Below are 22,549 nucleotides of genomic sequence, written 5' to 3' on the forward strand. Positions count from 1 at the left end.
TGGTAGTGTCGATTAAGCAACAGTTTTTCATCATAAAACGACAAAAGACCTTCTGGTCTACGATGTTGCTGTGTCTGGTGATTTTACTGGTCACACTGAGTGGTACTCTGCATCGATTGAACGCCTTTATTTACCTCGAGTTTAGCCAACAACTTAATAGGCAAGACACGCAGGTGGTTGTGGTTGAGTCTGAAAACCTATTAGCGGAACAAAATCAAATTATCACCCACTTGAGAAATCAAGAGGCCAAGGCAATTGTGATATTTAGCCATGTTTCAGGGGAGCAGCAACGTTCGTTTGACAATGTTTTTTTTCCGTATGCCGACCCAAGGTACTGCCTCCCTACCCTTGAAGCATGGTTGGGCTATGAAATTGTATTAAAGCGAACCCCACATGGCTGTAAAAACGTCTGGCATGCGGTGTTGGGTGATAAAGACGCATCTCAGAATAAATTACTCGACTTTTCTCTGTCGCCCGCTGCTTTGACAAAGTTCAACGCCTCTAGACTACTTGAAGGCGATATATTTGATGCCCAAATAAAAGGCAGATTAGTCCTAGTTTCTCAGAAACAATTGGATTTCGCACTTCAGATCCGCGCACCCAAAATCAATATTTTCAACGACCCCGTCTATTTGCATGCGTACATTGCAGACAACTTGATTGAAAACAACTTAGTAACGCAAATGTCGTTGCTACAATCCAGTCTACTACAACTTGCTCTCCTAGCGTTGTTACTCATTACATACCAGCGCTGTAGCTTTAATATCGCCTTGATGATTGCGGGTGCGGTTGTCATAGTCAGCTTATTGGTCGCCTATTTAGGCGTGCTCTGGATCGATTATTTCTTGCCTATCGGACAGATCATTTTTACTACAGTGGTGACGCTGCTTTGGGTCTTTTTTGCGCGAAAGTGGGTAGAAGAAATCGAGCTCAATGACATTATAACCAATGTTCAACAGCGTATGATGGGACGTTATCTTCCACAAGCTTTTAGTGCACAAACAAGTCCTTGGGATGCCATTATTACACTTGTAAACCAGCAGTTAGCGTTAAAACGCTCAATATTTTTGGCGCGTACCGAAGGGGACCACCGTCTTCACGAAATTCGCGCTATTAATTGTAGCCTGTCAGATATCCATGAAATGCGCCGAGATTATGAGCGACCGCCTTATTCTGACGCCATTAAAGCATTTGGTGCAATACACATTACCCGTCCATTCTTTAATGACTTATCAGAGTCTGAAGCCCAGTACGTTGTACCCCTCATGTATGCAGGGGACATACGTGGGTTTTGGGCCATGACAGTCGAACCCAATGACTATTTTGATGAAGAACGTTTTGTGCAGAATGTGAATCGTTTTGCCAACCAAATTGGTGAGTTGTTATTCCATTTCCGGATTTATGAAAATCAGCAAAAAGCCAATACCAGTGCGTTAACTCGGGTGCTCACGTTGGCACTACAGAAGCCTTTAAGTCAGCAAGTGAAGTCCTCCATAGGTGACATGGAGCAGAAGCTTTCGACTCTGGAGCATGTATTCAACCAAATTCATACCGCGGCGATCATGTTTAACTTGTTTGGCCAAGTTGTTCAAACTAACCAAAAAATTGAAGAAATTGCCAAGCATAATGAAATGTCCCTATTCGAAATGACCGCATTAGATTTACTTGAGCGCGTTACGCATTTAGACAATGAAAAAGCCAAAGGCAAATTGCGCTACATCACACTCCAACAAGGTGAGTTATATATGCCGGCACAGCTTGGTCAAGCGACCTTCATTTTAAGTATTCGTTCGCTTAAAGCTTCACGTACAACAAGTAGTATCGGCGAACCATTTGAAGTGGGTGGCATTTTGTTTGAATTTATAGATATCTCTTATTTAATCCAGCAATTGGACGACCCAAGCAGACTATTAAGACAACTTCAAATGCAGCAGGTTGATCAAACGGAGTCGGCTGAAATTAAGGCGCAGAGTTAATGGATTGGGCTTTGCAGCTTTTCCCCACAGGTAGCGGTTTAGGCCAATCAGTTATCACCACAGTGTGGGTTGGTATTGCCGTCGTGTGTATGCTTAACCTAAGGTTCGGCTTCCCTCTCACAGGCTTGGTTGTGCCTGGTTATCTGGTACCACTGTTTATCGTGACCCCCGTTTCAGCTGTGGTTATTCTCATCGAAGCTATTGTTGTGTATGTCGTCATGCTCTCCTCAGCCAAACTTTTAATGGAACGGCTGGGTTTTAGCGAGATGTTTGGCAGAGACCGATTTTTTGCCATTATTTTGATCAGTATTCTCGTTAGGGTCGTCATGGACACCCTATTGTGGCCACTCGTCGCCCTGTACTTAGCTCAATGGGACATCACGTTTGATTACTCCAGCCAACTTTATAGCTTAGGGTTAGTCATTATTGCCCTGACCGCGAATGTCATGTGGAACGGTGGCTTTAAGTACGGCATGCGCGTGACTTTAATTCAGTTATTTGTTACTTACTTATTGGTCCGTTATGGACTCATGCCTTTTACTAATTTTAGTATTGCCAACTTAGCGATCATGTACGAAGCCGTTGCAGCCTCAATCGTCGCAGCGCCTAAAGCGTATATTATTTTGGTTATCACCGCCTTTATCGCATCACGAGCAAACATTAAGTATGGCTGGGAATTCAATGGCATTATGCTGCCTGCATTACTGGCTCTGCAAATTATGCAGCCTACCAAGTTACTGACCTCTTTTGCAGAGACGGCGGTAATACTCATTATTGGCGGGTCAATCCTCACTTTCACAAAACTGCGCCATGCCAATTTTGAGGGAGCTCGGCTACTGTTATTCTTCTTTAACATCGGCTTTGCTTACAAAATTGCTCTTAACTACCTTGTTGTTAACTATTACCCAACTCTAAAGGTCACAGATACCTTTGCTTTTGGTTATATGTTGTCAACGCTACTTGCTTTAAAAATTTATCAAAAAAGCGCACTCGGACTGGTGATCAGAGCTACTTTTCAAACCTCCATTGTTGGGGGGTTAATTGCCATCACGATCGGCTTTTTAATCATGTTTATACCAGCAATATTTAGTTATAAGCCCACGGATCTAAATGTTGTCAATAACACTGAAATTGAATTAAGCCAGCAAATTAGTGCTTATAAAAGCTTTTTATATACAGCACAAACCGACCAAGTGTCTCTGAGCCAGTACCAACAAGCGCAAACTTTACAAAATTTTGTAAGTGCAATACGTGTTTTAAATAGAGATAGACAAGACCCTGACAATATTCGACTCGCTCGCAGGTTATTGGCGCAATCTCAATTTACCTTACAACAAGACGATAAGTATCTGTACATCAAAGATGCAATGAGTAATTCTTTACGAGGATTTTTTGTTCTGGCTAAGGCCCCCACTAGAGGGCATATCATTAGCGTGCCTCATCCCTCAAGTGAACGGGTTGCCAGTGACGCTGCGGGGTTACTATTTCAACTTCTAGATAGTAATGCACTTGTACTAGGTACCCAATTTACCCCGTCAATTGCAACTCAGCAGGTCTCACAACAAAGTGCATATTACCGAGCGTTTTTCTCAGTACAAGATGACGCCGAAGTGCTGCAAATACGCTCAATTAACCAATACACTCGTATTGATTTGAAGCTTAGTCCATTTGGGCTACAAAGCCAGTTCTGGATATATAACCAGTTACCGGCTTCATTGTCTCAACGAGAGCTCACTAATTTAATGGGGTTTGAGCGTGGGCAATTCGGACTTCTTCACCGTAATAGCTTACCAACGCCAGACTTTACAGGAAAAATGGTCGAAGCATTTATTGATGGTCAAAGTTACTCTAATTTACTCTCCGAAGTTGTACTAAATACAAGTACAGAATCCAATGCGAAAGTGACTTTTACTGATGCCTCTTTAAGTGAACTCATCGACGAGTTTTCAATGCATATTAGCGCCAAAGGCAGTAATCACTATTTAGAGCTCACAAATAACGAGGCTGCACTTTGGGAGTTTGAAATTTTGGGGCCATTGTATACATTAGTATATGAACAAACTGACAGAGAATTCAGTCAAGATGAGCTAAACCGTCTAGAACGCATCAATCATATCGCAAACATGATGGGGTACCAATTACAGATTTTAGATAACGACTTAGAACAATACATTGTTATTGCACCAATCAATTCCCCGCAACATTACCAGCAAGGCCAAGGTTTTTATGTCATAAACATGCATCCAGAAGCAATGCTTAATATCCAAGTGCCTCGCCCGTTATTCGAAAGCAATACATTGAAGTTTTCCGGTAAATTATTTGCGCGCTCGAAAGCCAAGGCACTGTTAATCGCGGGCGCACACCCCTATGCTAACGAATTAGCAAATGTGATGGCACCTGCCAATGTTCGCAGCCTTTTCAACGTTGTACATCAAAGTACGCTGAGACATTTTGCTCAGACACCGATCCTCAGCCTTCAGGTTCGAAGCCATAGCGCCCCTTCATATGTTAGGCCCAGCGCCATTGCATTTCAGTTCACACAACCCAACAGTCAGCACACGGATATGTTGACCCAACTACAAAAAACACTGTTGGAATTGGGGGTATCAACTCAAGTCGTTACAGGGCAAGCCCAAACGAGAGGGCTAGAAATTGGTACTTCACCACAATCAGGGTATCGGCTATTTAGCCCACGAAGTGAACTCGCCACTCTTTGGCTGGCATCTGATTTTAAACAGCATTTTGCTATCTCAGAGCAGGCATTGCTACAGCGGTTGATCGCGGTTTCTCATATCCCTCAGCTTAGAACACTACGCACTTCCGTATTAGGTCCCGCCGACTGGCTACACCAAGATATCAAGATGCCAATTAATGTTATTACTGCCTTGACTGAGCAATACGCGCAAGACCAGCATTTGCCACTATTGAGTGAGTTTTGCCAAACACTTAACCAATGCCGCCTCCAAGCTGTGCGACTAGAGCGGACCCAGCAACTCGCATTGACGGTTAAGGTAAACGATAAACTTATTGCAATTTACACACCTACCAGCAATAAAGTACTGACGTTACATGATTTCAACTATGCATCCGGAGGAGGTCAGCATGTATTGGATTAAAAACATACTTCAGATGCTAATTCTCTGTGCTGTTTTAGTGGTCGCATTGTGGACTAGCTACAATGGTTATGTGTGGCTGTCATCCGCCGAGCGCCTTGAGGAACGCAGTGAGGAAGAAACTCGCTCAGTGGTACATTGGTTACCAACAGATAAATTTGTTTCATTTAACTTTTCGAGCTCAAGAACACTCGCGATAAGACTACTGTCAAACGCGATTTTCGAAGGGCAGCAAGTATTTGATGAACCGGTTAATTACGCCATTGAATATCAATTGCTTGATCAACAAGAACAGATTTTAGTTGAACATGTCTATCATCATGCGTCTAAATTAGTGCTCGCAGCACAAGAGCAGCAGGTTAAACAGATTATCGAAGACCGCAAAGCGTTGTCGGTTGCTTCTGGGCAGTCTTTCTATGTGGACACTTCTGCCTACCCCAACGCGAGCAAGATCAGATTAAAACTGCTACCGGAAGAAGATGCGTTACGTGGTGTTGTGGTTCGGTTGCATGCAAAGACACCAGCAGACAATGACGGCAGCCAACAGATATGGCTAAAGCTCCCCCTAGAATGGCGAGATCGGATGCTCAATTATCATACATTAGGTGGCAATGCGCTCACGCAATGGGAGCTTAGCAACGCAGTGAGCTTTGATTGGCAAAAGTTAGCACCACAAGGGATCCCTAACATCGATTTTGTCAGCGACATTTTATATGAAACACTGCCCTACAATGTCATCACCTATGACTTTTCAGCACAGCAACTCGATTTAGATAGTTTTTATTCCTCAAAGGAACTAACGGCAACATTCAGAATTTCGAGTGATCAAGCGTTAACATTCACCAGTACAACCCCACTCAGTACCTTGCGAATCACTTGGCATGATTTAAATCAGATTAATGCGCCTAAAGAATTGGTGGCAGAGCAGCTATCAGGAGACGTTTTTCAGATTGCAGATGTCAGCCCAGGGTTAATCACAGTACAATCTAGCCTACCCGCTTTAACCCAATGGCGACAAGAAGAGCAGCCAATTGTGCCTCTGCACAGCTATTACTACATTATGAGTGCGACGGCTCCTGTGATCTACTCTGTCACTGGCAATAGTGATATTGTCATGGACTTTAGAGATTTAGACGCCGTTGCTTCAACAACCAATATCACGGTTTTTGACAAAGCAGCGCAGCCCATCGAACGCTATCGGCTTGAACTAGAGCCCCTGACTTCCCAGTATGATAGGTTGATCACGCCGGAAACACAGCGCCAAACAATCAACGAAAGTCAGAAGTTTTTCTTGCGACTTCCCAGCCACGCAGCAAAGGTCATTATAGATACCCAAGACAGTGTTGCTGTAAAGTTACAAAGCAGAAGCCAACACTTCCATTATCAGAATGTTTTATGTGATCAGCTATGCGACAACCCCCTGCCCGACTTTATTGAGATCGGGGCTTGGTTTGCTCAAAAGGCAGTCAATGAATTTGCCTTTACAGAGTTGCAGCAAATCCTAAAAGTTCGGCTATTTGAGTCGCCACCTTTGCCGATTGTGAAGGAAACCAGTTATGTGTCTGAGTCTTTATTTGATAAGCACCCAATTTCTAACACCGCGCTGGTATATAGCCCAAGTAACTACTTTGAGCCGCCAGAGACGCCCTCTCCCGCTCACTTTCGCAAAGTCGATAAACCAGACACACTCTCATTACCTAGCAGTCGAGAGCTTAAATCGCCAAAAATGATCGCGATTAAGGATCAGGTTCCGAAATATACCGAGACGGAGTTAACTGATAGCGCTTTGTCAAATGTGACCTCAAACACGACCCTCAGTCCATTGGTATACACAAATTTCGGACAGGGCAGAAACTATATCAAAACGCGATTGTATAAAATGGCACAAGGAGAAACACTGTCTTTGCAATACCGTAACAGAGAAAAGCCTGTTTCCATTGTGATCAAACCCTTTTTGTATCCTGTTAGAGAACACAGAGAATCGGCACTTACACTCAATACGCACCTATATGGTCAGTACGCAAAAGGCATCAACACAGAGTATACGATTGCCGAAAAAAGATATGCGCTGCTACCTACAAAAACCGAAGCATATATGCTCCACCCGCAATCGACAGAGATTCTCAGCTATCCCGCAATTACAATAAAAATAGGTTCTGACATTCAAGTCCTTGAAAAATTCGCCATTACAGCTGAACATGAGATGTGGATCACGATTTTAGAAGAACATAATGCGCAACCTTTAACTCCAATATGGTGGCAAAATGAAAATATATAGCCTCATTGCCCTACCTATACTGCTCTGCAGCATGTCTTCTGGTGCTTCAATACACCAGATTGACTGGCAGGATATACAAAAGTGGTTTTCGCAGCCAGTCAGCCTTGGCCCTTGGAAACATCAGCAGACAGGTGCCAATAGCGATATATTACATTCGTTGATTAACCCCTCACCGCGTTATGGTGGGGGCGTGTTGTTATTTAGACCCAGTAACAAACCGTGTTTTGTTTCAGTGCCTCATCAATTTCATGATAAATATACCTTAACCATAGGCCGCGCTTTGTTTGATACACATTGTAATGTATTAGTGCACAACACCCACCACCGTCATAGTGAAAGCCTAGATTCTAGTCCAATGGATTACTCTAAACGAGCTGATGGATTGCACGTTGCCGCCGTCAAAGCATTTCACAAAGCTTATCCAAATGGTCTGATTTTTCAGTTACATGGGTTCAATTCAAAAAAGCGAAAAACACCCCAAGGTAAAAAAGCGGATTTTATATTAAGCCAAGGGCGCAGTTACAACGCAAAGCTCGCAAAACTTCAATCTTGCTTAATGACGTTAAGCCAGCACACCTATATCTATCAAAAAGAGGTTTTCGAACTAGGCGGCACAAAAAATGTGCTCCATAAAGTGGGGTTAGCGCCTCATAGATTCATTCACATTGAAATAAGTAAACCAATGAGAAAAAGACTAAAATCACACCCTGTTAGTATGGAGCAATTTAATTTATGCCTCTCATACTCTGCATAGTCATTTTATTAGGTGCGGTTATCACACCATCAATGGCACAAAATGCCTATTTACAAGCAGATGTCAGTTGGTATGACAAGCACACGCGACAGCTAGAGCGCAGTGCTGCAGACATTACATTGAATAAAAAACAGGCTAAGTACCTTTTCTTGCCAGCGGGACAATGGCTGTCAGTCAAGCCAAAAATACTTGAAAGTGTCGAGTTTTGGCAAGGACAGACGTTTCATGCTTTAGCCCAGGTGAATAAAAACCAATGGCTATGTCGAGATCAAAATTGTCAATTGCCAGCGACCACTCGATCGCGCGTGATTAAACTGTACCATGCCGAAAAGTCGATGCAAATTCATGTTTGGCGCGGATATCAACATACGCATCGAGACCCTTTCCGCCGCGCTGTCCGCTTGCCTTTACCTGGTAAAACGATTCAGCTTGCACAAGAACGAGAAGTTCTCTATCCGCTCGATAATACGCAAAGCGTAAAAATATTCTTTGAACAGGCAAAGAAGTTAAAGCTCACTGTGCATCGAGATCTGTATGACCTGAATGAAGGCGGCAAAGTCATTGCTTTCATTAATGATCAACCCGCGAGTATTGTTAACGTCTCAAGTGCACAAGCACAAGAATATACGCTACATAAACTAGGCATTGAGAATGTCGACTACTTAGCTGTGCCAGCAAATAGCTACGTTACCTTGAAAAGTCATACCAAGACATGGGTTAAGCTAGAACAAATGCATCGTGGAATATTCGATGTAGATGCCGGGATAAAGCATCAAGAAAAGCTCTTAAACCCGTATTGGGTCAATAACCTAGACGAGTCATTGGCCCCCATTTATCTTCAGCATGATATTTCCAGCTTGGCTAAGTTCCGCCCAGAACAAGCAACTCCGCTTGAGCTGAGGCGTTATCAAGATTTAATAAGTACTGTTTCTACGGGGCGCTATCTCACCCCCGTTAGCCCACTCGAACAATCCATTGCGATACACAGGCGTTTAGTGTCAATTTACCAACCACTGCGCGCTGCGAAACAGCAATTATTTCAAAGCGAGGTGAATAACACGCTCCAATATGCGCGGATAAAAAAGTCTCTCCAGTTTAATTTGAGTGAAGAGCAACGCATTACACCGAACGCGGTGCTTTATATCAGAAGCAACCGTAATACTGAACTCGTGTTAGATGTAGATGGGGAGCGCAAAAAGGTTTACGTGGAGGCAAAACAAGGGTTTGTTCCTTTGTTAGTTGACATTGCTATGGATGCACAACAGCTAACCCTATTCTCAGCGAGCGATGCAAATATTGATGCCGCGATACAAGTCCGAACGCTCCTTCCGTTACCAAACAATGAATTGCTTTATGCTCAAACCAAGCCATTAAATGAGAAAAGTTACGTGATCACGACTTTGCTCACACAGCTTCAACAGCTCAAAGCAGACAGCTACATCAACAGTTTGGCGTTGTTCAAAATTCAATCTGAATTGGAACCGAGTAGCCCTTTCGCGATTACACAAAACAATTCTGCCCCCCTGGCTCATTGGCTATATCGGCTGGGTGAAATAGAGTATTTGACTGACCAATCCCCGACTGAAGCACTCCCTAAACTGAGAGCGTTAGTGAAAAGCCCCTATTCAGATGTACGTTTGCGAGCATGGCAATTGAGATTGAAGATTTTAAATCAGCTTGGTCAACAAAATGCCGTATTGCGTTATCTGTCTGCACTGTTACAGCTCCCTGATGAGAAGCTCAGCGCGTTTGCCGCAAATGCTCTATTAAAGCGCTACCAACAAAGTAACCAAGTATTCAACATTCAGGGGTTGTGCGCATTGAAAGACACACTTACTGGATGCCCACAACTGGTAAGAAGCACGCTGTTTGCTCAAGGGAAGTTTCTTGAAACTTTGTGGCTTGATCACGACGCAAAGCTACTCTCCACACAAAGTCAAAAACTGTATCAAGGTCTGGGATTCGCCAGTTATGGGAAACGCTCTGACCCTATTCAGCCAAGTTATGATATTCGCTATTTCGAGCAAGTACAGCTTCTAGGCGACACCGCAACCTACAAAGCGTTTAAAGTCAGTGATTCAGCACTTGATATTACTGCACATACGCCCCTCAATATAAAAATAAACGCGCGAGTTGAAGGCCAAAACAGCGAAGAGAATGCAATCCAGTGGCTACATGTAGACACTCAAACGAACACCTATATTATGCCGTTGTTTAGTGACGTTTTGTCTACAACATCAGCTCTCACACCGGATGAACAGATCACGCTTTCAATTGCGTCCAGTAGCATGATCACGCTAGAGGCTGGAGAGACGCTGACTGTCAGTAGCGAAGCCGCAGTATATCTGCAAATGCAGATATTTGAAGACACCCACTTTGACCCTTATTCAACCCAGCAGCTGAGCAACTTTGAGTTGGGCACTTCTTTTGTAGAATTACTACACAGCCAATCAGGTACTAATTTAGATTCACTTACCAACTTATTAAACAATGCACTTTATCGACTCGACAACAACACCCTTAAAGACTATGAATTTACTGCCTTATTCTCTAAGCTCAGTACGCTACAAATCCCGCCGCAATTAGATAAATTGCATGCCCGCGTACAAAGCTATGGCCACTGGGTACCGGTAGAACACTACCTCAATTACGCTGGGACGCAGCTTATCGATTTATCTGCATTAGAGGCCCGTAGTATTGCAGAACAAATCAGTCGTCATACATCACAAGTCGACAACGCAAAAGGGCTCACAATCCGGCCTTATCATACGCTATCACTTGATTTTAGTGCTTTAACGGCTCTGCAAACCCGTTTGGTATTTCACTTTTCTGACGCAGAATTGATTACCAATGCGGCAGCATTGGTCACAATAAACACCGCCGATGGGCAAACAGTCTGGCCCATCACAGATGAAGTAAGCACCTTTGGCCTGCAGCAAACCGAATTGGACAATGAGGTTGTAAAAATTCGCTGGCTAAACCCTTACTTATCACAAGTGTTGGAAGTTGAAGTGCAAGTCATGAGCCGTCAAGGATGGAAAAATATCGAATTGGACCAAAGACAGTTGTTTTATTATGCCAGTAATACGCAACCGGTATCGGCTACGCTTGCCAAAGACGCGCTCGTAAAAATTGAATACGTTAAGAATAACTTGCGCCAAGAGGCCGTTGCATTCTACCCAGCTGGCACAATTACCATCCCCAGAAGTTACTCCAAGCTTGCAAGGCTGTTCTCTTGGCAACTTAACTTAAATCGTCAGAAAATTGCGGTTGCTCCGCCCGTAGCCCCGCTCCCTTTGAAACGACCAAAGCTGCATTTTGATAAACTAGCAAAACATTTTAATACCCCATTGATCAATGCCAATGGGAATAAAACACATGTCGAAGGTTTTATTAGTTATGATCGCGATGGCATATTTCAAACCAGTGAGCCAATTGCAACCGCTCATCGACTCGATGTTGGTATAAGGCTCAGAAATCGCTACAAACAAAATTGGTATTTGCTAGAGGGGGCGTATCGTGTTAACAATTTGCGCTATGAGTCCGTTGCGTTAAACGGCATCTACAATTGGCTTGATGACGATTCGCCTTGGTATACTGAAATTGGACTCTATAACCGCTGGCAAGAAACGCACCTAAGCAATGAGACACACCTAACAAGTCATATTGACGCTACGATTGGCCAGATATGGCGAGATGACACCTCAGTCAGGCATCAATGGTGGTGGCAACCCTATTACTATTACACCAGCATCGACAAACAAGAATATCTTGATGATGCGCTCATCAGCCAAGATATGTATAACTTTTATCGCGCCCAACATATGCATGGTTGGCAAGCAGGTTATCGTATTCGCTATCAACCTTGGGTAGATAGCCAATTTAATGCGCAAATTTCCAGTGTTTCAAATGAGGACTGGACAAGTTTGGACACAGTGACCTTTAGCGGCAGCTGGCAGCAGTATTATCAAGGCCATATATTTAATGTTGGCCTCAGCAGTAGTTACGTATTTGCAGATGAGCACCGACCCAACGCAACATGGCAGTATTTAACCTCCATAGGCTGGCAAACCTTGTTTGATTTCAGTGAGCAAACCGCCGGCTGGATAAGCTTAAACTGGACACAAGATTGGTTTAGAAACAATCATAATCTGCGCTTAGAAGTCACATTGGGCAACCTACAAAATACAGGGTTTGCTCCCTTCGCGCATGATGAAATCATATTCGAGTCTCTACAATTAACACACTTCTTGGAGCAAGACATTAATGGCAGATAAGACCCTTAGGGATCAACTCCAAGATTTACTATTTGCAGATACCGAAAAGTTTTGGCTAAACCTGTATCAGCATAAATATCAACAGCTCGTTGATGAGTTAAGTGAATGGGAGCTTGTTAAAAACAAACCTGATCACGAACAAACATCTTACTGGCAATTGCTACAAACAATCGCTTTTTTACGTCATAAAATTGAAAGTCATTATGGGCAACTTCAGGCAATTGATGCTGATTACAAAAACTTTATTGAGCGGCTAAATAAAGCTGAACTAAAAGCAGAAAAAGAGCTGCATATATTAAAATATGCAGAGCAACTCGGGGCCACTCGATTACAACTACAACAGGACAAAATTGCCTTTTCAAGATGGTTTGACGAAGGCGCTGTCATATCTCGCTATCAAAGCAAAGTGGCAGGGTTAGAGCAAAATTTAAAATTTTTGATATCAAAACTAGGGGCATTAACCAATCGGTATTTAAGATTGAGCAAAGATGACCTTAGTACGGCATGGCAAAAACTCGATTTGCAGCCATTCTTTTTACATTTACTGGCAAATAGTAACAGTATTCATATCCGACACGGTATGATACGGGCCTTGGTTAATCAGGTTTCGTTAATCCACGAATTCAGTGCAGATCCAGAGTTAGATGCCGATTTGGTGGCTCAATTAATCGAGCTACTTGAGGCTGAAAACACCCCTTATCTTGCAATAACAGATATCCTAGAAATACTTATCCACCAGCGGCCAACTTTTATACGTAGCTTTATGTGGGCCAAAGTTGCAGAGTCTGTTAACGATTACCCCGATAAGCCAAAAAGCAATGATCAGCTTTTTATTCTGGTTGCACTCCCGCGAGTACTGGTACAGCAGCGCTTACTCACAGATTCAGATTTAAAGCTGTTATTACAATTGAGCGAGCACCCCTACCCTAGAGTTCGTCAGGCGACAATTGAATGCACGCCCTATTATGAAGATGAGTTTGCGATCCAGTTACTGGAAAGCAGATTCAAAGCGGAAACCGCCGATGCCATTCGTTTTACTCTCGTCAAACAACTCACTGCTGCACGTTTTAGTACTGATAATTTTGCCTTAACACGCTGGCAGTCTTGCATTGAGGGAGATGAAAGCTTTGAAATAAAGCGCATTGCCTTGGAGCAAAGTGCACGACTCATGCTCAACATGCAGCTCGAAACAGAGCAACCTGATGCCGTTTTTGAGTCGTTCATACGCATACTCAATGCACAATTAGACGTTGAGCCTAACCTTGCCGTTAAGCGCTTTATTACCCGAACGAGGGAGCAGCTGAACAGTTTTTATTTACAGTCTTTGGTTGTCGATATTGAAGACCAATTGAGCATAGGGCAATCAATTGACGTCAAATCGGCTCACGATATTGATGAGATAGGTAGAGCACTCAGCTTTATCGCTCAATCGGAGGAAGGGTTTAATGGCTATCAACAAAATGGCGGATGGCAAATCCAGATAGGAACCGCTACAGGCCGCCGGTTTTGGCGCATATGGCATGAGTTTTTTACGCCGAGTACGGACAAACGTCAAAGCTATAGCCACACTCAAGCCAAAAAACCATCCGCCCAACTGTACGTGCCCAGCTGTACAACCGCCGAGATCAGTGAAACCAATGTACCTGGTGAAGCCCTTTATAACCTCAAGGAACATTCATCCAGACCTTACTTACCGCTGCCGGACTATTTACTGTCAATTTTAAGCCAAGACAATCTGTCCCCTGAAGCAAAAAGCTACACCCCTGATGGTATTTTAACCATCATTCGACCACCGACTTTACTAAAAAGGTTACGTGCGTACTGGCATATTTCACTGCGCTTTTCTGCACTTGATCAAATGAGAAAAGGTGGTGAAATTGAACAGCAAAACTATCTTGAGGCAATCAGAGCACTTGATTTTAAGATTGAGTTTAGTGCTTATGGTTCCACACTCAATGCCCACTTCCCCGTTGAACAAGGGATTCAGAGACTATTTAACCGGGCTTCTATCACTACCGCACTGGTGAACATCGGTTTGGGATTTAAAGAATATTTATATTCTATTTATCAAAATAGCATCGGCCAATTGGTCTTTTTTGTGTGTGCTTTTATGGCTTACTTCTGGTCAAGACACATCAAAGTCAGCCAACAAATCCGCAGCAATAGAAAACATATTCCCATTTCTATTGGCGGCTGGGGCACGAGAGGGAAATCAGGTACAGAGCGCCTAAAAGCCGCATTGTTTAGCAGCATTGCTTTGAAGGTCATCACAAAAACGACCGGCTGTGAAGCGATGATGATCTATGCGACCAGTGACGGTGAGCAACACGAGCTCCCATTGTTTAGACCATTTGATAAAGCCAGTATCTGGGAGCAAAGCGACGTACTCGCTTTTGCCAAATCAGTCAAAGCCGATGTATTTTTGTGGGAATGTATGGGTCTTACACCAAGGTATGTGAGAATACTTAGGCGCTGGATGAACGATAATTTTGCGACAATTACCAATGCTTACCCCGATCATGAAGACATATTAGGCCCAACAGGACTCGACGTTGCCCGTGAAATGTCTTCGTTTATTGGACGTAATACGCAGGTCTTTACAGCAGAGCAAACCATGTACCCTGTACTGAATAAATCTGCAGAGCAAAAAAACTCAACCCTGATTCAAGTGCATTGGGGTGATGGCTTCCAAATCACGGACGATATACGTGCCCTCTATCCTTATGAAGAGCATCCAGACAATATCGCGCTCGTTAGCAAAATGGCGCAATACATTGGCATCCAAAAAGATTATGTATACAAAGAAACAGCCGAAAGAATCGTACCTGATATCGGTGTTTTACAACACTTTGAACAGGCACCTATCGGTAATCTAACTCAGTCTTTTGTGAACAGTATGTCCGCCAACGAACGTCTTGCCACCATTGAGAACTGGCGCCGGCTCAATCTATTTGGTTTGAGTCAACAACCCAAAGTACATACTATTGCATTGATAAATAATCGTAATGACCGTATCGCGCGCACGAAGGTGTTTGCACAAATATTGGTCGAGGATTTAACCTTCGACCATATCGTGGTCATTGGTACCAATGTAGATGGCTTTTTGGCTTACTTTAATCAGGCACTCCAAGCGCGCCTGACAAGAATTGTCGCGAACAATGATAGAGAGGACCTTGTCAAATTACTCGAACAATTTAAATGTTTAGTTTCAGATCAAATGCTGTGCGACAAATTCTCTGCGTTACTGCCAGAAGCCCAGCTAGACAGCAAAGACTTTCATGAATTAGAACGAATTTATACGATACTTGAACAAAAGGTCAGTTGCCAACGTCAATTGGCCTTGTTTAAACAGATTGCTGCTGATTGGCACCTAGCACATAGTCTAGTTGAGATAGAAGATTTAAGATCAAATGCAAAAACCTTATCTGACAGTCTCGGTAAACTTTTGACAAGCCGAACGCACTTGGTTGAAAACCCCTATATCAGTGCCGACGAGCTGACACAAAGGCTCGCAAAATTGGGGATCGATGGTCAACATCAATTAATTGTCGGTATGCAGAATATCAAAGGGGCTGGGCTTAATTACGTTTACGCTTGGCAAAAGTGGCACCAGTTACATCAAACTTGTGAGCAACTGCTCAGTACCCATATTAGTCAAGCTCAATTTAGAGCTGGGCTGCTTAAACTGTCGCAAATCTCTCGTATTGGCGTAATCGAACATGACTATTTTAACGCTTTTTTGGCCCAGCTGAGTAAATTGCCACTCGCCCAAAACGAGTTTAGCCAAGCAGAAATATCGCACCTCAAAGAGCGTTTGCAAAGTGATGATGATGACCAACAAACTGGCGAGCCTGACGTGCAACAAAACCGGGTGATGCGTTTTGTATTACAGGTCGTAGAATCATTTTTAGACGCAGGTGCAGCGGTAAAACGTAAAAAAACCGCACAACAAGTTTATAAAGATATTGCCAATCAGCGCATCACGATGGAAAAAGCCATTGTGGTACTCGCCGCACTCAATCGCAGCCAAAAGCCTGGGTGGTTAGCCCTTCAGCAGAAGCGAAAGAGGCTAAACTTAGTTAAAAAGTAATACTTTTTAACTGGTTTTACTAAGACTTAGAACTAAGGAATAATAAATTCCAGTCATTTTTTGTATTTTAATTGACCCGAGACCTTTTAACTAGGAAAATAAGATTAGAAGCAAGCATTATGTATTAACAATTTACTAACACCAAGTGTTAGGTAATCGTTGGGAGTAGCGAATGAAGTTATCGAAGTCATCTGTTTTATTTATCACCGCATTAGCAGCAAGCCAATCTGTATTGGCTGACGACAATCTAATTAGCAATGGTTCTTTCGAACAATCGGGCAATATCACAGGGACTTGGAAACTTTTTAATGATCTACCAGGCTGGCAAAGAAGCGGTGCACGTTTTGAAATTCAAACTGACCGTTTGGGTCTAATCCAGCCACAAGCAGGCAGTCAGTACCTAGAGTTAGACTCAACCAGCAACTACAGTGCATTTCAAACCATTGCCACTGAAGCAGGTAAAAGATACACAATTAGCTTTTACTACTCACCACGCGTAGCAAATAACGCTCAGACAAACCAAGCAACGGTAAGCTGGGATGGGCAAGTTGTTGCAAACTTAAATGGCACTGCTCGTGGTTGGCAACATATTACCGTCACTGTGACCGCAAATGCTGCACAAAGTACACTCACTTTTAGCGGAAGCGGCACATCAGATTCATATGGCGCATTGATTGATAACGTGTCAGTGACTGCTGATTGTGTAACTGGTTTATTTGGTATCAATAACTTTGGCGATGCGGGCAATGGTTACATATTCAACTTCGACGTTCAAAACGGTACATACAGCAAAGTAGCGGGTGTCTCACACACCGCATCAAACATTGCTTCAAAAGATGGCGTGTTGTATTTCATGGAACAAAATGACAAGTCAACTAAAGCGTCTACGCTGTGGTCTCTTGATTTGGATGGTAATGTAGAATCAGCAGTTGCCAATGCCACGTCTTGGCCTATCTATCGCTCAGCAATCAGTGATGATGGCTTATCACTTCGTGCGACGAGCAAGACTTACATGTATGACTACGACTTAGCGACGGGTGCAAAAACAGTATTAGGTAAGTTAAAGTACGCTGGCGATGATTTTAGTCACGGCGACATCGCTTACTCAGCCGATAACAATGTACTTTACGTACTAACAGGCAAAGCACTTTATACTTTAGATACTGCAGATATGACACTGACTGAAATTGGTAAGCATGGTGTAAATTGGGCGTCAGGTTTGGCGATATCAGATGACGGTACATTGTATGTATCAGGTCGCCAAAGTGGTCAAAATGCTAAAATTTACACATTAAACCCGAATACTGGGGTTGCGACCTATGTCATGGACGGCCCTGAGCACATCAACGATTTAACCTTTGTCGACAATTATTGTCGTTAATCACAACTTGTTGAAACAAAAAAGCCAGCGTTGAGCTGGCTTTTTTATATCTAAATGCGTCTAATCCTAGCTGGTAAGGCTTCCCCAAAGTCTGTCCGCTGGGTATACTGACTCGCTTTTCATGCATAGTTAGTCAACATTTACTTTGCATGTAAGCAATTTGGGAACTGGCCACCCGTTCAAAGCGTGCGCTAATTTGGCTTCATAAAGCTGTATTAACTCACCAATAATATTAAGGCCACAAAACACATTATGATTAAGTTTAGGAAGAAAACATGAATTCATTACCTAATCGAGGCGAGATCCTAGGTCACCCTAAAGGCCTATTCTTGCTTTTCGGCACGGAAATGTGGGAGCGATTTGGCTACTACGGTATGCGTGCAATCTTAGTACTTTATCTAGTAGCGCAAGTACAAAATGGCGGTTTTGGTTGGACTAATGCAGACGCATTAAGCCTATATGGTACATTTACAATGGCTGTATACCTAACCCCTTTGTTCGGTGGTTGGCTAGCAGATAACGTACTCGGACAACGCAAGGCCATCATCATTGGTGGTATCTTGATGGCCGCTGGTCACTTTATTATGGGTATTCCTCATAGCATTGTTGCGGGTCAAGAAGAAAACGTTTTTTATATTGGCTTAACACTACTATGTATTGGTAACGGTTTATTCAAACCAAATATTTCTACGATGGTTGGTGATCTATATGAAGAAGGTGATAAACGCCGTGACGGTGCATTTACTATCTTCTACATGGGTATCAACATGGGTGGCGCCCTAGGTCCACTCGTGGCAGGTTATGTCGCAGCGGTTATTAACTGGCAGGCTGGTTTTATTGCCGCGGGTATCGGTATGGTGATTTCAGTTGTGATGCAGATGCTACTAAGTCAAAAATACTTAGGTGACATAGGCGTTGTACCATCAGCGAAGCTCTCACAACAGCAATCGGCGTCAGGCACTAAAGAGCCGTTGACCAAGGTAGAAAAAGATCGAATCCGCGTCATTTTCACTATGTCTGTATTCAGTATCATCTTCTGGATGGGATTTGAACAAGCGGGCGGCTTAATGAACCTGTTTGCCAATGACTATACTAATCGTATGTTAATGGGCTTTGAAATCCCTGCTTCTTGGTTCCAATCTTTGAACTCCATTTTCATTATTATGTTTGCACCAATCGTCGCGTTGATTTGGCTTAAGCTAGATAAAAAAGAGCCTAACTCGCCAGTAAAATTTGCCATCGGTCTTGTATTTTTAGCACTTGGCTTCCTGACAATGATGTTAGCACTGATGACAGAAAGCGCAGAACCTGGACAAACATTACAAATTAGCATGATGTGGTTAGTGCTATTTTACCTTTTCCACACGCTTGGTGAACTATGCTTATCTCCAATTGGCCTTTCTATGGTAAGTAAATTAGCTCCGCTACGTCTTGCTTCTCTGCTTATGGGTATCTGGTTCCTGTGTACTGCTGTTGCCAATAAGATCGCAGGCTTTGTCGGCTCGTTCTTAGGCGAAGGTCAAGAAGCAATGAACAATGCGATGGGCATCTTCATCGGTTTAGGTGCGACCGCATTACTATCTGCGCTTGCAATGTACTTACTAAGCAATAAGCTTGTTGACTGGATGCATGGTGCAGAAGGCGACAACGAGCCTCACACACAAGAGCACTACCTTGAAAAAGAGCTTGAAGTGAGCGGTGAAAGACAATAAACCGCCAATAGAATTTATAAAAAGCCGCGCCAAATAGCGCGGTTTTTTTATATCTGAACAAATAAATGTATAGATAATTTTACACCTAATCGGATTTTCCGTGTAACTGAGCTATGATTATCTCCAAACATGCGTCTTACTAAAAATCAATAAAAAACCACACAATACAAATAAATTCAGATAGTTAAAATTATAAAACCCAAAACAGAGGCCGTTTTTTATGCCATTTTTTAGTTTAATAACACATTTTCAATCTAAAAAAATTGTCTGTTTTCATTTTGTGTCTAAACGCCTGTAAACGTGCAGCCAAATTTACAAAACGTATCACAGGCAATTGCACCTAAAACCTTCCCCTTTAGGTAAATTTGATTAATCATCCACTGCATAAATTACAACAAGCAATCCAGTGCTTAATGCAGGAGAATGACAATGAGTGAAGTAAATAATCCTCTTGGCCTTGTAGGTATCGAATTTACTGAATACGCAACCCCAGACGCAGATTACATGGACACAATCTTTGCCGAGTTTGGTTTTTCTAAACTTAAAAAGTTTAAAGGTAAAGACATCGTTCATTACAACCAGAACGATATCCATTTCTTACTAAACAATGAGCGCGACGGTTTCTCTGCGGAGTTTGCAAAGTCACATGGCCCAGCGATTTGCTCAATGGGTTGGCGTGTAGAAGATGCTGCAAAAGCATTTGAAGTCGCTGTAGAGCGTGGTGCAAAACCTGCAACTGATTCTGCAAACAAAGACCTACCTTACCCAGCAATTTACGGTATTGGTGACAGCCTAATTTACTTCATCGATGTTTTCGGTGATAAAGGCTCTATCTTCGAAAATGATTTTGAAGATTTAGCTGAGCAAAATATTGTTGAAGACAAAGGCTTCCTTCGTATTGACCACCTAACAAACAATGTTTACAAAGGGACAATGGAAACATGGGCTAACTTCTACAAAGGCGTATTTGGTTTTGAAGAAGTGCGTTACTTCGACATTAAAGGTCAGAAAACTGCACTGCTATCATACGCACTTAAGTCGCCTTGTGGTACTTTCTCGATTCCAATCAACGAAGGTAAAGACGACAACAACAACCAGATCGATGAGTACCTAGATGAGTACAATGGTCCGGGCGTACAGCACCTTGCGTTTTTAACTGACGACCTTGTGGGTTCTCTAGATAAACTAGACAAAACAAACATCGCAACGTTAGATATTGTTGACCATTACTACGACACTATTTTCGACCGTGTTCCTTGGGTTGCAGAAGATAAGCAAAAGATCAAAGAGCATCAAATCTTGGTTGATAGCCAAAGCGAAAACTGTTATCTACTACAGATTTTCACTAAGAACCTATTCGGTCCTATCTTCATTGAAATGATCCAGCGTGTAGACGATGGTGGCTTCGGTGAAGGTAACTTCCAGGCTCTATTTGAGTCAATTGAACGTGACCAAGAGCGTCGTGGTGTGATTTAATCACTTACCAGTAAAGACGAACTAAAAAGCAGCTTTTCTAAGCTGCTTTTGCTATTTAAACTTGGCCATATTCTGGCGAAAGCACAAATAAAAATGCATAGTCATATGCAGTTTGTATAAAAAAGGAAAGACCATGTCTTTTATCAATGAAACACACGATATAAATTTAAAAAGCTGGGTAGTAAGTGCAAACCAAGCAGGTACTGATTTCCCTATCCAAAACTTACCTTTCGCATCTTTTCGCCGTAAAGGTAGCAACGAAGAGTTCCGTGGCGGTGTTGCAATTGGTGATCAAGTACTAGATCTTGGCGCAGTTGCTACAGCAAACATTTTCGACGGCGTTGCTCAAGAAGCTGCTGAAGCAGCCAATGCACAAGCACTTAATGAATTTATGGGCCTTGGTAAAGCACATTGGTCAGGTCTACGTCTAGCACTATCTCGTGCACTGCGCGAAGGTTCTGAGCACCAGGGTACGCTTGAAAGTGCACTCGTTGCGCAAGACGATGTTGAATATGCATTACCATGTCACATCGGCGACTATACAGATTTCTATACTTCAATCTATCACGCAACAGCCGTTGGTAGCTTATTCCGTCCGGATAACCCACTTCTACCGAACTACAAGTGGGTACCAATTGGTTACCACGGCCGTGCTTCATCTATCGATGTCTCTGGTCAAACGTTCCCTCGTCCAAAAGGCCAAACTAAAGCACCTGATGCAGAAGCACCGTCATTTGGCCCTTGTAAGCGACTTGACTATGAGTTAGAGCTTGGTATCTACCTTGGTAAGGGCAATGAACTAGGCGATGCTATCGGTATTGAAGAGGCAGAAGATCACGTATTTGGTTTTTGTTTATTCAATGACTGGTCAGCGCGTGACTTGCAAGCTTGGGAATACCAACCATTAGGTCCATTCCTAGCTAAAAACTTTGCATCAACAGTCTCTCCTTGGATAGTGACGACAGAAGCATTAGCACCATACCGTACAGCGTGGCACCGTGACGAAAACGACCCGCAACCTATGAGCTACCTAGAGTCTGCACATAACCGTGAAGCCGGTGCATTTGACATTCAAATGGATGTACTTATCGAGACGGATAAAATGCGCAGCGAAAATGTGGCACCGAGCAAGGTATCGGAGTCTAGCTTCAAACATAGCTACTGGACAGTTGCACAAATGGTTACACACCACACTGTAAATGGCTGTAACTTCCTACCAGGTGACATGTTAGGCTCTGGTACACAGTCAGGTCCTGAGCATGAAGAAGCCGGTTCACTTCTTGAACTTTCTCGCGGTGGTAAAGAGTCAATCACATTAAACAATGGTGAGTCTCGTAAGTTCCTTGAAGATGGTGACAAGGTTATCATGCGTGGCTGGTGCGAAGCCGACGGCTTCAACCGCATTGGCTTCGGCTCTGTAGAAGGCACCGTACTGCCTGCAAAATAATCGAAGAATATAATTCTATTTAAATCAAAGGCGTGCATAAACACG

Annotated in this window: 10 protein-coding genes; all 10 read left to right on the forward strand. The window is 43.1% G+C overall.

What is annotated here, in order from left to right:
• Positions 1-5 precede the first annotated feature (5 nt).
• The 10 genes from L1286_RS10255 to fahA all read left to right on the forward strand — a co-directional run bounded on the left by L1286_RS10255 (position 6) and on the right by fahA (position 22,504).
• On the forward strand, positions 6-1,976 hold the full coding sequence (locus L1286_RS10255; RefSeq protein ID WP_235406854.1) for a hypothetical protein: 1,971 nt from the start codon (positions 6-8) through the stop codon (positions 1,974-1,976).
• Complete coding sequence (locus tag L1286_RS10260; RefSeq protein ID WP_235406856.1) at positions 1,976-5,092, forward strand: poly-gamma-glutamate biosynthesis protein PgsC/CapC; 3,117 nt, start codon at positions 1,976-1,978, stop codon at positions 5,090-5,092. Before L1286_RS10255 ends, L1286_RS10260 begins: the two co-directional genes overlap by 1 nt.
• Positions 5,079-7,367 (forward strand): hypothetical protein, encoded by a 2,289-nt coding sequence (locus L1286_RS10265; RefSeq protein ID WP_235406857.1) that lies wholly within the window; start codon positions 5,079-5,081, stop codon positions 7,365-7,367. The genes L1286_RS10260 and L1286_RS10265 overlap by 14 nt, the downstream gene beginning before the upstream one ends.
• A complete protein-coding gene (locus tag L1286_RS10270) occupies positions 7,354-8,121 on the forward strand; it encodes a hypothetical protein (protein ID WP_235406859.1) in 768 nt (255 codons plus the stop codon). The genes L1286_RS10265 and L1286_RS10270 overlap by 14 nt, the downstream gene beginning before the upstream one ends.
• Complete coding sequence (locus tag L1286_RS10275) at positions 8,100-12,398, forward strand: hypothetical protein (protein ID WP_235406861.1); 4,299 nt, start codon at positions 8,100-8,102, stop codon at positions 12,396-12,398. Before L1286_RS10270 ends, L1286_RS10275 begins: the two co-directional genes overlap by 22 nt.
• Positions 12,388-16,488 (forward strand): poly-gamma-glutamate synthase PgsB, encoded by a 4,101-nt coding sequence (locus L1286_RS10280; protein WP_235406862.1) that lies wholly within the window; start codon positions 12,388-12,390, stop codon positions 16,486-16,488. Before L1286_RS10275 ends, L1286_RS10280 begins: the two co-directional genes overlap by 11 nt.
• 172 nt (positions 16,489-16,660) lie before the next feature.
• Positions 16,661-17,869 (forward strand): DUF642 domain-containing protein, encoded by a 1,209-nt coding sequence (locus L1286_RS10285; RefSeq protein WP_235406863.1) that lies wholly within the window; start codon positions 16,661-16,663, stop codon positions 17,867-17,869.
• 275 nt (positions 17,870-18,144) lie between these two features.
• Entirely contained in the window at positions 18,145-19,581 is a 1,437-nt protein-coding gene (locus L1286_RS10290; protein ID WP_235406865.1) for a peptide MFS transporter, read from the forward strand.
• A 429-nt stretch (positions 19,582-20,010) separates the two neighbouring features.
• Positions 20,011-21,057, forward strand: coding sequence for a 4-hydroxyphenylpyruvate dioxygenase (gene hppD, locus L1286_RS10295; RefSeq protein WP_235406866.1), 1,047 nt, complete (start codon positions 20,011-20,013; stop codon positions 21,055-21,057).
• 133 nt (positions 21,058-21,190) lie between these two features.
• On the forward strand, positions 21,191-22,504 hold the full coding sequence (gene fahA / locus L1286_RS10300; protein WP_235406868.1) for a fumarylacetoacetase: 1,314 nt from the start codon (positions 21,191-21,193) through the stop codon (positions 22,502-22,504).
• The last annotated feature ends 45 nt before the right edge of the window (positions 22,505-22,549 follow it).

Source organism: Pseudoalteromonas sp. SMS1 (genome assembly GCF_021530565.1).
Lineage (GTDB): Bacteria > Pseudomonadota > Gammaproteobacteria > Enterobacterales > Alteromonadaceae > Pseudoalteromonas.

Bases quoted from the DNA above. Each gene is read 5' to 3' on its own strand.
- L1286_RS10260 (WP_235406856.1), top strand. From the start codon at position 1,976: ATGGATTGGGCTTTGCAGCTTTTCCCCACAGGTAGCGGTTTAGGCCAA.
- L1286_RS10265 (WP_235406857.1), top strand. From the start codon at position 5,079: ATGTATTGGATTAAAAACATACTTCAGATGCTAATTCTCTGTGCTGTT.
- L1286_RS10270 (WP_235406859.1), top strand. From the start codon at position 7,354: ATGAAAATATATAGCCTCATTGCCCTACCTATACTGCTCTGCAGCATG.
- L1286_RS10275 (WP_235406861.1), top strand. From the start codon at position 8,100: ATGCCTCTCATACTCTGCATAGTCATTTTATTAGGTGCGGTTATCACA.
- L1286_RS10280 (WP_235406862.1), top strand. From the start codon at position 12,388: ATGGCAGATAAGACCCTTAGGGATCAACTCCAAGATTTACTATTTGCA.
- L1286_RS10285 (WP_235406863.1), top strand. From the start codon at position 16,661: ATGAAGTTATCGAAGTCATCTGTTTTATTTATCACCGCATTAGCAGCA.
- L1286_RS10290 (WP_235406865.1), top strand. From the start codon at position 18,145: ATGAATTCATTACCTAATCGAGGCGAGATCCTAGGTCACCCTAAAGGC.
- hppD (WP_235406866.1), top strand. From the start codon at position 20,011: ATGAGTGAAGTAAATAATCCTCTTGGCCTTGTAGGTATCGAATTTACT.
- fahA (WP_235406868.1), top strand. From the start codon at position 21,191: ATGTCTTTTATCAATGAAACACACGATATAAATTTAAAAAGCTGGGTA.